Consider the following 13,313-nt stretch of genomic DNA (forward strand, 5'->3'; position numbering starts at 1 on the left):
CGGATCAGCCCGGCCAGGTCGCCCGGCGCGCGCATCGACGGCGTCAGGTACAGCCGGCCGTCGTGGGTCAGCAGCAGCGCGCAGTTCACGCCCAGTCCGCGCGCGGCTGCGGCGAAGCGCTCGGGGCCGGCGATCATCAGCGTGGTCGAGGCGATGTCGGCCACCACCGCGTCGCCGGCGATCACCGCGGTGGCCGCGGCGGCGCCGTGCAGCGGCAGGCCGTCGCGCGGGTCGAGGATGTGCGCCCAGCGCCGGCCGTCGATTTCGCGGTACTTGTGGTAGTCGCCGGAGGTGAACAGCGCTTCGTGGCCGGCCAGCTCGGCGACGGCCAGCGGCGCCTTGCCGCGCGGATCCTCGATCGCCACGCGCCAGCGGCGGCCGTCCGCCGTGCCCAGCGCGAGCACGTCGCCGCCCACGTTGACGATCGCGTCGGCGATGCCGCGCGCGCGCAGCAGCGCGGCGACCTGTTCGGCGGCATAGCCTTCGGCAAGGCCGTTCAGGTCGAGCTGCACGGCGCGGTTGCGGCTGCCGACCGTGCCGTCGGCGGCGACGCCGACGTCGTCCATCGTCGGGCGCGCCGCCAGCAGCGCGTCGACGCGCGCGCGCGACGGCGGCGGCGTGGTGATCGGGTAGTCGCTGGTGTGGAAGCCCCAGGCTTCGATCAGCGCGCCGATCGCCGGGTCGAACAGGCCGGCGCTGGCGCGGTAGCCCCACTGCGCGCGGCGGATCAGCCCGGCCAGGTCGCCCGGCGCGCGCATCGGTTCGCCGCGCGCTAACGCGGCGTTGAGGCGCATCAGCGCGCTCGGCTGCCACGGGTGCCAGTCGCGCTCGTCCTGGCGCAGCAGGGTGTCGATCGCGGCGAACGCGCCGCGCGCATGCGCGGGCGTCGTGCCGCGCAGCTCGACCGCGGTCAGCCCGCCGAACACGAAGAACTCGGCACGCGCCGGCGGTTGCGGTCCGCGCAGCGCCAGCGCGGCCAGCAGCACGACGGCGGCGCCGGCCGCCGCCAGCGCGAGCGTGCGCGTCGCGGCGGTTCTCATCGGCGCCGAAGGGTCACAGCGACGCGCGGTTGGGATCGGCCAGCCAGGCGTCCAGCACCACGGCGTCGTCCTCGCCGAGCGCGATGATGCGGAAGCCGGCCCAGTACTGCCCCGGCACCGCGGCGGGTTCGCTCCACTGCTCGTGCACGCCCATTTCGAGCATGCGCACCACGCCGTCCGCGCCGGCCAGGCGGAAGCTCAACTGGTACAGCGCGTCCTCGCGCACCGGCTCGTGGCTGATCAGCATCAGGCCGGTGCGCGACAGGTTGCCGATGCGGCCCATCGAGGCGCCGGTGATGGCGTTGCCGACCTCGATCACGTCGGCGACGTGCTTGCGTCGTGCGCGGCGTTGTTCGCTCATGCGCCGGCTCCTCCGTGGGCGGGGACGGGACTGCGGCCGGCAAACTGGCGCAGCGCCGCGGTGATCGCGCCCCAGGCGCGGTCGATCAGCGATTCCTGCTGCGCCGGCACCAGCCGCGCCGCGCCGCTTCGCATGTCGTGCGCGAGCTGTTCCAGGCTGCGCTCGTCGCAGCGCGCGCCGCGCTGGTTGACGAACAGGCAGCGCCCGGTCAGGGTCGAATACCAGGCCAGCTTGCGGCGCACCGTTTCGCCGCCGGGGCTGCGCACGAATTCGAACCAGGTGCCGAACGGCAGCGTCTTCAGCTGCGCCAGCGTGCGTTTTTCCTCGGCGTCCAGCTCGGGCTGCGCGGCGGCGGCCGGCATCGGCGCCGGCACGCTGATTTCCTCGCCGAGGCGCTGGCGCTGCTTCAGCTTCAGCGCCAGCTCGGTCTGCGAGGTCGGCATTTCGTCGTCGTTGGCGGCGGCGCCTTCGACCAGGCGCTGCGCCACCTGCGTGGCGTCGGCGTCGTGCAGGCCGACCTGGCCGAGGCCGCGCTCGATCTCGCGGCGCAGCTCTTCCTTGTCCTCCGCGGCACCCGGCTTGAGCAGGCGGTCGGCGATCGCCAGCCGTTCGCGGTAGGCGCGGCTGTCCTCGCCGTGACGCAGGATCGACAGCGCCAGCGCGTCGGTCCAGGCCTGTTCCAGCATGGTGCGCACCAGCGGCGACACGCGCGCGCCGGCCAGGCGCTCGCTGATCGCCGCGCTGGCGCGCATGCGCGCCGACTGCAGCCGCTCGCGGCCCTGCGCCGCCTCGACGTGGCGGCGTTCGGCGCTCTCGGCCTTGCGCGCCAGCATGCCCATGTGGCGGTCGAGGTCGCCGAGCAGGTGCTCGAACAGCGAGAGGTCGCCGGTGAACTCGTTGAGCACGCGGTCGACCAGCAGGCGCATTTTCTCGACCAGCGAGGGATCGGCCTCGCCGTCGCTGCTGTCGACCCAGTTGGCCGCGGTCTCGACCAGCGTGTTGAGCAGGCGCCGCGCCGGATGCGCGCGCTGGGTGAAGAAGCTCTGGTCGGACAGCGCGACGCGCAGCAGCGGCACCTGCAGGCGGGTCAGCAGCTTCTCCGCGTGGCCGCCGAGCGGGACTTCCTTGCCGAGATGCTCGAACAGCATGCCGACCAGGTCGAAGGTGTCGCGGTGCTGCGCGGCCAGCCGCGGCGGCTGGCCGCCCGGGGTGAACTGGCGCAGGTGCGCGAGCATGTCCTGGCGCAGGTGCTGCATGGTGCGCGGCACCGCGCGGCCGCCGGACTTGACCAGCGCCGGCCGGTTCTGCAGGCCGGCCAGCACCGCCTGCAACTCGTCGCCGCTGGCGACGTGGCCGTCGCCGGCATCCTCGCCGGCGAGGCCGAGGATGGTGCGCCGCTGCGCCAGCAGGTCGCGCAGGCGCGCGAACGATTCCTCGTCGTGGCTGGCCGCGGCGGCGCCCGCCGCGACGGGCGCGCCTGCGGCGGGCGCGCCTGCGGCGGCACCTTGCGCCGGCGCCGCGGCGGCCGTGCCGTCCTGCGCGCGCGTGGGCAGGAACACGCGCCAATGCGCCAGCAGGCCGCGCGCGGCGAGGTGGGCGTTCAGCGCGTCGTAGAAGGCGCCGGCGGTGGCCATCACCCGCCGGTCGAAGCTGCGGAACAGCAGCAGGCGGTGCTCCAGCACCAGGTCGAGGTCGGCGGCGGCGCGCTGCAGCGCGCGCGCGATCGCGTAGGGGCCGAGCGGCAGCGCCTCGGCCTCGATCACCGGCGCGGCGATCAGCACGCCGAAGCGGTGGCCGAGTTCGTACAGCGCGGCGCTGCAGCGCACCTCGGCGCGGGTGGCGATGTCCTCCAGCGCCAGCGCTTCCTCCAGCTCGTGCTGCTCGACCAGCTTCAGTGCATCGCTGCCGGCGCCGTGGCCGCCGGAGGGCGCGCGGTCCAGCGCGGCGAGCTGCTCCTCCAGCGCCAGCAGGAAGCGCGGCGCGACGTCGGCGCGGCCGCGCTTGACCTCGCGCAGGCTCTCGAAGCAGCGCTGCTGATCGGCGTTGTTGTGCGCCTGCTCGGCTTGCTTGAACAACTGCTGCTCGAGATCGGAGAGGGTGGCGCGCAGCGCCGGTTCCAGCCGCGCGCTGCACATCTCCAGCAGCTCGTCGAGCAACTGACGCACGCGCAGCGGCAGGTCCGTGCGCGCCGCCAGGGTAGACGACGCGACCGACGGCGATTCGTTACGCGGGTGCCCGTCCGAGGCCATGAGCGTTCCCCCCGAGGTCGATCGGATTCTATGCCGAGCCGGCTAGGGCGGCCAGTTGGGCGAATCCGACGGCCGATTCGCGGATCGAGGAGATGCTCTTCCGTGGGAGCGGCCTCGGCCGCGAACGGGCTGCGGCGATGCCGGAAGCCGTCGCGGCCAAGGCCTTCATCTCACCTGGAAGCCGCCTCGGCGTACCGGCTACGGCTGCCAGACCAGCTCGATCCAGCCCGAGCGCCCCGGCGTGTTGTAGCCGCGGATCAGCGCGTAGTCGCGGTCGGCGAGGTTCTCCGCGCGCAGTTGCAGGTGCCAGGCCGGCGCCAGCGTGATGCCGAGCCGCGCGTTGACGATCGCATAGCCCGGCAGGTCGCCGCCGAAGTCGGGGCTGGGGCCGGCGGCGACCAGCTCGACGCCGGCGTCGAGGCGCTCGCCGAATGTGCGCGTCAGCAGCAGGTTGCCCTTGTGCCTGGGCCGGCGCAGCAGCGGCGCGTCGGTCCGGGCGTCGCGCGGATCCTGCCAGGTTGCGTTGGCGCTCGCGGCCCAGGCGCCGGCGTGCCAGTCGAGGTCCGCCTCGACGCCGTCGATGCGCGCGCGCGCGGTGTTCTCGGCGCGGAAGGCCGGGCCGGTGAAGTCGATCAGATCGCTGACGTCGGTGCGGTAGGCGGCCAGCTTGGCGCGCAGCGCCGGCGTCGGCGTCAGCTCCAGCGCCAGCTCGCCGCTGCGCGAACGCTCGGGCTTCAGCGCGGGGTTGCCGGCGAACAGGCCGCCGTAGCCGGGCGAGAACTGCTCGTTGAGGTTGGGCCCGCGGAACGCGCGCCCCCAGCTGCCGGTCACGCGCGCCCAGTCGGCCAGGCGCAGGCCCAGCGCCGCCGAGCCGGTGGTGGCGCCGCCGAACTCGCTGTTCTGGTCGCGGCGCGCGGCCAGCTCCCAGTCGAGGCGGCCGGCGCCGCCCTGCCAGCCGGTGAACGCGGCGGCGTTGTGGCGGCTGTCGGCATACAGGGTGCTGCCGGCGAAGGTGTCGCGGCTCTCGCCGTGCTCCTCGACGTACTCCAGCCCGGCGATCAGGCGCTGCTGCGCGCCGAGCGCGAAGGTGTTCTGCCAGGTCAGGCTCTCGCGGTGCGATTTCAGCAGCGAAAAGAAGTCGGGCGTGAGCAGCGAGTCGTGCGCAAGGCCGAGGCTCAGGCGGTGCGTCCAGCCTTCGGCGAGCGCGCCGTCCAGGCCGACGCCCGCGGACTGCTCGACGACGTGCGTGCGGCCCTGGTCGAACGCGTTGTCGCTGTCGTTGCGCAGCAGCGTGGCGGACAGCGTCTGCGCGCCGAGCCGGTACGCGCCGCGCGCGGCGAGATTCCTGCTGCGGTAGCCGTCGTCGTCGGGATTGAAGGAGAAGCCCTGCGGGTTCTGCGCGGAGAAGCCGCCGACGTGGCGCAGCCCGGCCTGCACGCTGAAGCCGCCCTGTTCGCCCCACCGGCCGATGCCGGCGCTGCCGGCCGCATCGCGGTAGCTGCCGTACTGCACGGCGGCGCGCGGGCCGTCGAGCTTGCGCGTGAAGATCTGGATCACGCCGCCGATCGCGTCCGAGCCCCAGTAGCTGGCGCGCGGGCCGCGCACGATCTCGACGCGCTCGATCGCGTGCAGCGGCAATTGCGACCAGTCGAGGCCGCCGGTGTTGGCCGAGGCGACGCGCACGCCGTCGACCAGCACCAGCACGTGGTTGGAGTTGGTGCCGCGCAGGAACACCGCGGCCTGCTGGCCGGGGCCGCCGGCGCGGGCGATGTCGACGCCGGCCTGCATGCGCAGCAGGTCGTACAGGTCGGGCGCGCCGCTGGCTTCGATGTCGGCGCGGGTGATCACGCTGACGTCGGCCAGCGCGGCGTCGACGGTGGTGGCCACGCGCGAGGCGGTGACGACGACTTCCGGTTGTTCGGTGACGGTCTGCGCGTGCGCGGCAACGCACGCGGCGGCCAGCGCGAGCGCCGGCAGGGAAGGCTTCAACATTGGTCGGTTCCTCAGGTTTCGCTCACCCGCGACCAGGCGCGGGGCGGGGGAACCGGCAAGGCGGCGGACGCGGGCCCGCGCACCCGACCGCCGCCCGCCGCGACGCCTGGCATCCACGGCGTCCTGCGGACGCCGACCACAGGCCGGTCTCCGGGCTCGCGTGCGGATGCCTTGGCATCGGCCGGACCGCCTTCCCGCGCAGAACGCAGTGGCTACGTGGTCCGGTTTCGCTCGCTTACCGTTGCGGGGGCAGCGCCGGATTTGAGCGTGCGGCATGGATGGCCGCCTTTCCATCCTCGCGATCGAGGACGATCGCAAGGAACACTCGCACCGGCTTCCCGTTTCACCCGGCGGCAAGAGCGGCCGGGCACCTGAGGCGGGGCGCAGTTTACGCGTTCCGCGCGACGGCGCAAACGTTCATTCGCGATCGCTGCGCGCACGCACGCCGACGATGGTGCCTTCGATGTCGACATCGACGCCGACCTCGATCGGCCGGCAGCACACCGGGCAGTCCTCGACGTAGGCCTGGCTGCCGGCGGAGGCGTCCACGGTCGTCTCGAAATCCTCGCCGCAGTACGGGCAGGTCAGGGTGACGGGTTCGAGCATGGCAGCGGCTCCGTTCTCATCGGTCCTGCATGGTAGGCGGCAGGGACTCCCGCCGCGCGCGTCCGGGTAGCGCCTGATCTGGGTCAAGACGCGGCCGGCCCGGTTGCGTACGATTCGTATTTGCATCGATGGTTCGCGGGGATCGCGCGGCGGGTCGTGGCCGCGCCACGACGTCGCCTCCGCAACGTCCGGCCGCCGCGTCTTGCGTCGGCCGGCACATCACCTGTGGGGTACCTATGGCTGCCTGGTACGGCTGGATCCAACTCGTCCATCTCGCCTGCGCGATCCTGTTCGTCGGCGCGGTGAGCTTCGAGGTGCTGATTCTCGAATCGCTGCATCGCCATCTCGGCCACGACGAAATGGCGCGGCTCGAGGAACTGGTGCTGCGCCGCGCGCGCCGCGTGATGCCGCTGGCGGTGCTGCTGCTGTTTGCCAGCGGTTTCGCCATGTTCGCGGTGCGCTGCCCCGATTTCGCCTGCATGGACACGCGCTTCGGCGCCCTGCTCGGGCTGAAGGTGCTGCTGGCGTTCGGCGTGCTCGGCGTGTTCCTCAGCGCGATGTGGGCGGGCCTGCGCGGGCGCATGAGCCCGTGCCGCTTCCGCTACACCCACCGCATCGTGTTCGTGCTGATGGTCGGCATCGTGTTCCTGGCCAAGGGCATGTTCCTGCTGTGAACAGGGGCGCGATTAGCGCGCCGGCAGGAACAGCCCGATCACGTCGTTGAGGAAGCGCTGGCCCGTCGCCGTGGCGCGCAGGCGCCCGTCGGCGACTTCCAGCCAGCCGCGTGCGTAGGCCGTGTCCAGCGCCGGCGCGAACGCGGCCTCGCCGAGGCCGGTGCGCGCGGCGAGCTCGCCGAACGGCACGCCCTCGACCAGGCGCAGCGCGTTCAGCATGTACTCGAACGGCAGCTCGGCGGCGGGCACGTAGGCGTCGCCGCCGACGCGCGCGGGCGTGGCCGCCTGCTTCAGGTAGGCGGTCGGATGGCGCAGCTTCCAGCGCCGGCGCACGCCCTGCGCGTCGCTCAGCTTGCCGTGCGCGCCGGCGCCGATGGCGAGGTAGTCGCCGAAGCGCCAGTAGTTGAGGTTGTGCGCGCAGCGGCGGCCGTCGCGCGCGTACGCCGACACCTCGTACTGCGCGTAGCCGGCCGCGGCCAGCCGCGCCTGGCAGGCCTCCTGCATCGTCCAGGCGTCGTCGTGGTCGGGCAGCGGCGGCGGGCTGGCCGCGAACGCGGTGTTGGGTTCCAGCGTGAGCTGATAGTGCGAGATGTGCGTCGGCGCCAGCGCGATCGCGCGCTCGACGTCGGCCAGCGCGCCGGCCAGGTCCTGCTGCGGCAGCGCGTACATCAGGTCGAGGTTGAAGTTGTCGAAGCCGGCGTCGCGCGCCTCGCGCACCGCGCGCTCGGCCTCGCCGGACGAATGGATGCGGCCGAGCCGCGCCAGCTTGGCGTCGTCGAAGCTCTGCACGCCGATCGAGAGCCGGTTGACGCCGGCCGCGCGGTAGCCTTCGAAGCGGCCGTGCTCGAGCGTGCCCGGGTTGGCCTCCAGCGTGACCTCCGCGCCGGCCGCCATCGGCAGGCGCGCGGCGACGCCGTCCAACAGGCGCGCGATCGCGTCCGCCGGGAACAGGCTGGGCGTGCCGCCGCCGAAGAACACGCTGACGATCTCGCGGCCGGCCGCGGCCCCGCCGAAATCGCGCAGGTCGCCGTCGAGGTCGGCCAGCAGCGCGTCGACGTAGGCGTCGAACGGCAGCGCGCCGCGCTGCGGGTGCGAGTTGAAGTCGCAGTACGGACACTTCTTCACGCACCACGGCAGGTGCACGTACAGCGCGAGCGGCGGGGCTGGATGGATCATCGTCGTAGTGTAGGGCGGGTTCGCCGCCGCAGGCGGCGCAACCCGCCGCCGGATGCCATGCGAATGCTTGGACGCGCGCTCAATCCGGCGCGTGGAAACGTCCGAGGCAGCGCTCGCCGAGCGTCAGCGCGTCGCCCTCGGCGTCCAGCGCCGCGTAGCGTTCGCGCGCCCCGGCCAGGCAGGCCTCGTACTCGGCCTGCGAGCGCCAGCGGTCCAGCGTGAGATAGCGCTGTGGCGCCTGCGCATCGCGCAGCAGTTCGGTGCCGAGATAGCCGGGATACGCACGGAACAGCGCGGCCCAGCCGCCGTCGGCGCCGTACAGGCGCGCGAACGCCGCCGTGGCGTCGGCGCGGACTTCGTATTCCCAGGCGATCACGTACATGCGCGGCTACGTCAGGCGGCGCCCGCAAGCGCCGCCGCGAGCCGCGCGCGCAGCGCGGCCAGCGCGCGGCCGCGGTGGCTGATGCGGTTCTTCAGCGCCGGCTCCAGTTCCGCCGCGCTGGCGCCGTGCGCGGGATCGAGGAACACCGGGTCGTAGCCGAAGCCTGCCGTGCCGCGCGGCGCTTCCAGGATGCGGCCGTGCCAGCGGCCCTCGGCGATCAGCGGCGCGGGGTCGTCGGCGCTCGACATCAGCACGATGGTGCAGTGGAAGTGCGCGCCGCGGCGTTCGGCGGGTACGCCGTCGAGCTCGCGCAGCAGGCGCGCGATGTTGGCGGCGGCGTCGCCGTGCGCGCCGGCGTAGCGCGCCGAGTACAGGCCCGGCGCGCCGCCAAGCGCGTCGACGCACAGGCCGGAATCGTCGCCCAGCGCGGGCAGCCCGGTCAGCCGCGCGGCGTGGCGCGCCTTCAGGATCGCGTTCTCGACGAAGCTGTGTCCGGTTTCCTCGGCGTCGGGCACGCCGAGGTCCGCCTGCGCGACCAGCTCGATGCCGCTGTCCGCCAGCAGCTCGCCGAGCTCCACGAGCTTGCCGCGGTTGCCGCTGGCGAGGACGATTCGCATCGGCCTCAACAGTCAAAAGCCAAAGGTCGGGAAGAGCGTCGTGCCCCGTGCTTTTGTCGACTCGCGACCTTCGGCGTTCTCACCGCGCCAGCGCCTCGCGCTGCAGCGCGGTCAGCTCGGCGACGCCCTTGCCGGCGAGCGCCAGCAGCATGTCCAGCTCGTCGCGGCGGAACGCGTGGCCTTCGGCGGTGCCCTGCACCTCGATGAAGCCGCCGCCGTCGTTCATCACCACGTTCATGTCGGTGTCGCAGGCGCAGTCCTCGGCGTAGTCGAGGTCGAGCATGGGCACGCCGCGCCAGATGCCGACCGACACCGCGGCGACCGCGCCGTGGATCGGGTTGCGGCCGATCGCGTTGCGCTTCAGCAGGCGGTCGACCGCGTCGACCAGCGCCACGTAGGCGCCGGTGATCGCGGCGGTGCGCGTGCCGCCGTCGGCCTGCAGCACGTCGCAGTCCAGCGTGATCACGCGCTCGCCCAGCGCCGCGCGGTCGACGCAGGCGCGCAGTGCGCGGCCGATCAGGCGCTGGATCTCCATGGTGCGGCCGCCCTGGCCGCCGCGTGCCGCCTCGCGCTGGGTGCGCTCCTTGGTCGCGCGCGGCAGCATGCCGTACTCGGCGGTGACCCAGCCCTCGCCCTTGCCGCGCAGCCAGGCCGGCACGCGCTCCTCGACGCTGGCGGTGCACAGCACGCGGGTGTCGCCGAAGCAGACCAGCACGGAGCCTTCCGCGTGACGGGTGTAGTGGCGCTCGATGGTGACCGGACGCAGTTGGTCCGGGGCGCGGCCGCTGGGGCGCGAGGGCGAGTTCATGCGCTGGCTTGGATTTGGGGAATGCGGGGGCGCGAGTTTACCATTGCCTCTTCGGGGACCGCCGCGCAGACATGATCGGCCGCGCTTCGTTCTCCACGTGGTGCATGCCTCCACAATCCCCGTCTCCTGCCGCGCAAGGGGGCGTGGAGCGCGGCACCGCATGCCGCTCGGCCGATCCCGTTTTTTCCTCGCAGCCACATCGGGACCACGCGCATGATCCGCAGCATGACCGCCTTCGCGGGCGCCGAGGCGAATACGCCGCAGGGCTGGATCGCCTGCGAGCTGCGCGCGGTGAACCACCGCTATCTCGAGATCAACCCGCGCCTGCCCGACGAGCTGCGTCCGCTGGAGTCGCAGTTGCGCGAGCAGGTGACCGCGCGGCTGGCGCGCGGCAAGGTCGACATGACGTTGCGCTATCGCGCGCCGCAGGGCGCGGCCGAGCTGCGTCTCGACGACGCCGTCGCCGCGCGCATGGCGGCGCTGGCGCACGATCTGCGCGGGCGCTTTCCCGACATGCACACCGACTTCGCCACGCTGCTGGCCTGGCCGGGCCTGCTGGTCAAGCCGGAGCTGGACCAGGAGGGCCTCGGCGCCGCCGCGCAGGCGGTGCTGCAGCGCGCGCTGGACGAGTTCGTCGCCACCCGCGAGCGCGAGGGCGACAAGCTGCGCGCGGCGATCGCCGAGCGGCTCGACGCGGTCGCGCGCATCGTCGCCGAGGTGCGCGGCTGGCTGCCCGAGATCCGCGCCGGCCTGCGCGCGCGCCTGGAGCAGCGTCTCGCCGAACTGAAGCAGCCGCTGGAACCGGGTCGCCTCGAGCAGGAAGTGGTGCTGCAGGTGCAGCGCATCGACGTGGACGAGGAGCTGGACCGGCTCGCCGCGCACGTCGCCGAGGCGCGCCGCGTGCTCGGCCTCGCCGAGGCGGTCGGCCGTCGCCTCGACTTCCTGATGCAGGAATTCAACCGCGAAGCCAACACGCTCGGCTCGAAGTCGGCCGATCCGCGCACCACGCGCGCATCGGTCGAGCTGAAGGTGCTGATCGAGCAGATCCGCGAGCAGGTGCAGAACATCGAGTAAGTCCGCGCATGCCGAAGTCCGCCACGCCAATCGAGTCTCTCGCGCAAATGGGTGCGAACCCGTCCGGCACCGCGCGTTCCCCTCTCCCCGGCGGGGAGAGGGCAAAGGGTGAGGGGGCGCTCTTGCCTGCGGCTTGCGCACGCCTTGTGACAAAGGCCAGCCGCCCTGCGGTCGGCTCCCCCTCACCCCGGCCCGCTCCCCGCTGGGGAGAGGGAGACAAGCGAGCCGCGTGCGCGGCGAACGTCGTGCTTTCGCAGAGCGTCGCGTCGCGATGACCCCCGCCCCCGGCACCCTGTTCATCGTCGCCGCGCCCTCCGGCGCCGGCAAATCGACCCTGGTCAACGCGCTGCTGGCGCGCGAGCCGGGCATCTCGCTGTCGATCTCGTACACCGACCGCGCGCCGCGTCCCGGCGAGGCCGACGGCAAGCACTACCACTTCGTCGACCGCGCGAAGTTCGACGCGATGGCGCAGGCCGGCCAGTTCTTCGAGTACGCCGACGTGCACGGCGACCGCAAGGGCACGGCGCGCAGCGCGGTCGAGCCGATCCTCGCCGCAGGGCGCGACGTGCTGCTGGAGATCGACTGGCAGGGCGCGCGCTCGGTGCGCGCGGCCAAGCCGGACTGCGTCAGCGTGTTCATCCTGCCGCCCTCGCGCGCGGAGCTGGAGCGGCGCCTGCGCGCGCGCGCCACCGACAGCGAGGCGACCATTGCGCGCCGCCTGGCCAACTCGCGCGAGGAGATCTCGCACACGCCCGAGTTCGACTACATCCTCGTCAACGACCGCTTCGAAGATGCGGTGGCCGACCTGCAGGCGATCGTGCGCGCGACCCGCCTGCGCCGGCCGCTGCAGCGCGAACGCCACGCCGCGCTGATCGAGGCGTTGCTTAAGAACCCATGAACCGCGCCTGCGGCCAAGCGGCGCGCCGCTTGGCTGCTGGCGCCCGCTCGAGTAACGTGTTCCGATTGCGCCGCCCGCGGCCGCAGCCCTGACCGCCATGTCCGACGTCCCGATGCCCCGACCCGACGAACCGCTGGTGCGCGTGCGCGGCCTCAGCACGCGGCTGGGCGGCAAGGTCATCTTCGACGCGCTCGACCTCGACATCCCGCGCGGCAGCATCACCGCGCTGATGGGTCCGAGCGGCACCGGCAAGACCACGCTGCTCAAGCACATCACCGGGCAGATGCGTCCGGACGCCGGCGAAGTCTGGGTGGACGGCCGCAACGTGCCGGAGCTCGGTCGCGACGCGCTGTTCGCGCTGCGCGAGTGCATCGGCTACCTGTTCCAGAACTCCGCGCTGCTGACCGACTTCGACGTGTTCGAGAACGTCGCCTTCCCGCTGCGCCAGCACGCCAGGCTGCCCGAGGAGCTGGTGCGCAACATCGTGCTGACCAAGCTGCAGGCGGTCGGCCTGCGCGGCGCGGCGCGGCTGCTGCCCAGCGAGCTGTCCGGCGGCATGGCGCGGCGCGTGGCGCTGGCGCGTGCGATCGTGTTCGACCCGATGCTGATCCTCTACGACGAGCCGTTCGTCGGCCTCGACCCGATCGCGCTGAACCAGGTGCTCAAGCTGATCCGCACGCTCAACCAGACGCTCGGCATCACCAGCGTGCTGGTCGCGCACGAGCTGAGCGCGGTGCGCCGCGTCGCCGACCGCGTGCACCTGCTGGCCAACGGCAAGATCGTGGCGGCAGGCGCGCCGGACGAGCTGGCGCGCGGCGAGTCGGACTGGACGAAGCAGTTCTTCGGCGGCGAGGCCGACGGCCCGGTGCCGTTCCACTATCCCGCGGGCGACTACGCGCGCGAACTGGGCTTCGACGGGGGCGCGGCATGAACGGGCGCTTCCTGCGCGGCGGCTATCTGGCGGACGCGCTGGCCCAGGTCGGCGCGGCCGGGCTGTTCTTCTTCAGCATCCTCGGCGCGCTGCCGAAGAGCCTGCGCTATGTCCGCGAGACGGTGCGCCAGGTCTGGTTCGTCGGCGCGATGAGCCTGGTGATCATCATGACCTGCGGCCTGTTCGTCGGCATGGTGCTGGCGCTGCAGCTCTACCACACGCTGTCGATCTTCGGCGGCACCGAGGCGTTGGGCACGGTGGTGGCGCTGTCGCTGCTGCGCGAGCTGGGTCCCGTGGTCACCGCGCTGCTGTTCGCCGGACGCGCCGGCACCTCGATCACCGCGGAGATCGGCCTGATGCGCGCCACCGACCAGCTCGCGGCGATGGAGATGATGGCGGTCGATCCGATCGCCTACGTGATCGCGCCGCGCTTTCTCGCCGGCGTGATCGCGATGCCGCTGCTGGCCTGCGTGTTCAACGCGCTCGGCATCTTCGGCGGACATCT

At 72.9% G+C, this 13,313-nt stretch carries 14 protein-coding genes and 1 riboswitch; of the genes, 5 read left to right on the forward strand and 9 right to left on the reverse strand.

Annotated elements, in window-relative coordinates; genetic code table 11:
* The 5 genes from ABFC67_RS05870 to ABFC67_RS05890 all read right to left on the reverse strand — a co-directional run.
* On the reverse strand, nt 1-1,040 hold a 1,040-nt coding region (locus ABFC67_RS05870), incomplete at its 3' end, for an FAD:protein FMN transferase (RefSeq protein ID WP_346737109.1).
* 13 nt (nt 1,041-1,053) lie between these two features.
* The gene (locus ABFC67_RS05875) at nt 1,054-1,401 is read right to left on the reverse strand and encodes a PilZ domain-containing protein (protein ID WP_346737110.1); all 348 of its coding nucleotides are present in this window, start codon (nt 1,399-1,401) and stop codon (nt 1,054-1,056) included.
* Entirely contained in the window at nt 1,398-3,650 is a 2,253-nt protein-coding gene (locus tag ABFC67_RS05880; protein WP_346737111.1) for a DUF1631 family protein, read from the reverse strand. The genes ABFC67_RS05875 and ABFC67_RS05880 overlap by 4 nt, the downstream gene beginning before the upstream one ends.
* Nucleotides 3,651-3,848: 198 nt before the next feature.
* Entirely contained in the window at nt 3,849-5,642 is a 1,794-nt protein-coding gene (locus tag ABFC67_RS05885) for a TonB-dependent receptor (RefSeq protein WP_346737112.1), read from the reverse strand.
* Between the two features lie 123 nt (nt 5,643-5,765).
* Nucleotides 5,766-6,032, reverse strand: a riboswitch (cobalamin riboswitch).
* Nucleotides 6,033-6,059: 27 nt separating this feature from the next.
* A complete protein-coding gene (locus ABFC67_RS05890) occupies nt 6,060-6,248 on the reverse strand; it encodes a CPXCG motif-containing cysteine-rich protein (protein WP_346737113.1) in 189 nt (62 codons plus the stop codon).
* 236 nt (nt 6,249-6,484) lie between these two features.
* Here ABFC67_RS05890 and ABFC67_RS05895 point away from each other — a divergent pair, with 236 nt between their 5' ends.
* Complete coding sequence (locus ABFC67_RS05895) at nt 6,485-6,922, forward strand: hypothetical protein (RefSeq protein WP_346737114.1); 438 nt, start codon at nt 6,485-6,487, stop codon at nt 6,920-6,922.
* Nucleotides 6,923-6,934: 12 nt separating this feature from the next.
* On the opposite strand, the gene hemW is transcribed toward ABFC67_RS05895, so the two are convergent.
* The 4 genes from hemW to rph form a co-directional block, all read right to left on the reverse strand.
* Entirely contained in the window at nt 6,935-8,098 is a 1,164-nt protein-coding gene (gene hemW / locus ABFC67_RS05900) for a radical SAM family heme chaperone HemW (protein WP_346737115.1), read from the reverse strand.
* Between the two features lie 79 nt (nt 8,099-8,177).
* Nucleotides 8,178-8,480, reverse strand: coding sequence for an antibiotic biosynthesis monooxygenase family protein (locus ABFC67_RS05905; protein WP_346737116.1), 303 nt, complete (start codon nt 8,478-8,480; stop codon nt 8,178-8,180).
* Nucleotides 8,481-8,491: 11 nt separating this feature from the next.
* Nucleotides 8,492-9,097: an RdgB/HAM1 family non-canonical purine NTP pyrophosphatase gene (rdgB, locus tag ABFC67_RS05910; protein ID WP_346737117.1), complete on the reverse strand. Its 606-nt coding sequence runs from the start codon at nt 9,095-9,097 to the stop codon at nt 8,492-8,494.
* Nucleotides 9,098-9,176: 79 nt separating this feature from the next.
* Nucleotides 9,177-9,905 carry a ribonuclease PH gene (gene rph / locus ABFC67_RS05915; RefSeq protein ID WP_346737118.1) on the reverse strand — a complete coding sequence of 243 codons (729 nt, stop codon included), beginning with the start codon at nt 9,903-9,905 and terminating at the stop codon, nt 9,177-9,179.
* A gap of 213 nt (nt 9,906-10,118) precedes the next feature.
* Between rph and ABFC67_RS05920 the strand changes: the two genes are divergently transcribed.
* The 4 genes from ABFC67_RS05920 to ABFC67_RS05935 form a co-directional block, all read left to right on the forward strand.
* Nucleotides 10,119-10,979 (forward strand): YicC/YloC family endoribonuclease, encoded by an 861-nt coding sequence (locus ABFC67_RS05920; RefSeq protein ID WP_346737119.1) that lies wholly within the window; start codon nt 10,119-10,121, stop codon nt 10,977-10,979.
* Nucleotides 10,980-11,250: 271 nt separating this feature from the next.
* Entirely contained in the window at nt 11,251-11,877 is a 627-nt protein-coding gene (gmk, locus tag ABFC67_RS05925; RefSeq protein WP_346737120.1) for a guanylate kinase, read from the forward strand.
* Nucleotides 11,878-11,989: 112 nt separating this feature from the next.
* Entirely contained in the window at nt 11,990-12,808 is an 819-nt protein-coding gene (locus ABFC67_RS05930) for an ABC transporter ATP-binding protein (RefSeq protein ID WP_346737121.1), read from the forward strand.
* On the forward strand, nt 12,805-13,313 hold a 509-nt coding region (locus tag ABFC67_RS05935; protein ID WP_346737122.1), incomplete at its 3' end, for an ABC transporter permease. The genes ABFC67_RS05930 and ABFC67_RS05935, both read left to right, overlap by 4 nt.

It is taken from the genome of Mizugakiibacter sp. (assembly GCF_039680435.1).
Taxonomy (GTDB): Bacteria; Pseudomonadota; Gammaproteobacteria; order Xanthomonadales; family Rhodanobacteraceae; genus Mizugakiibacter.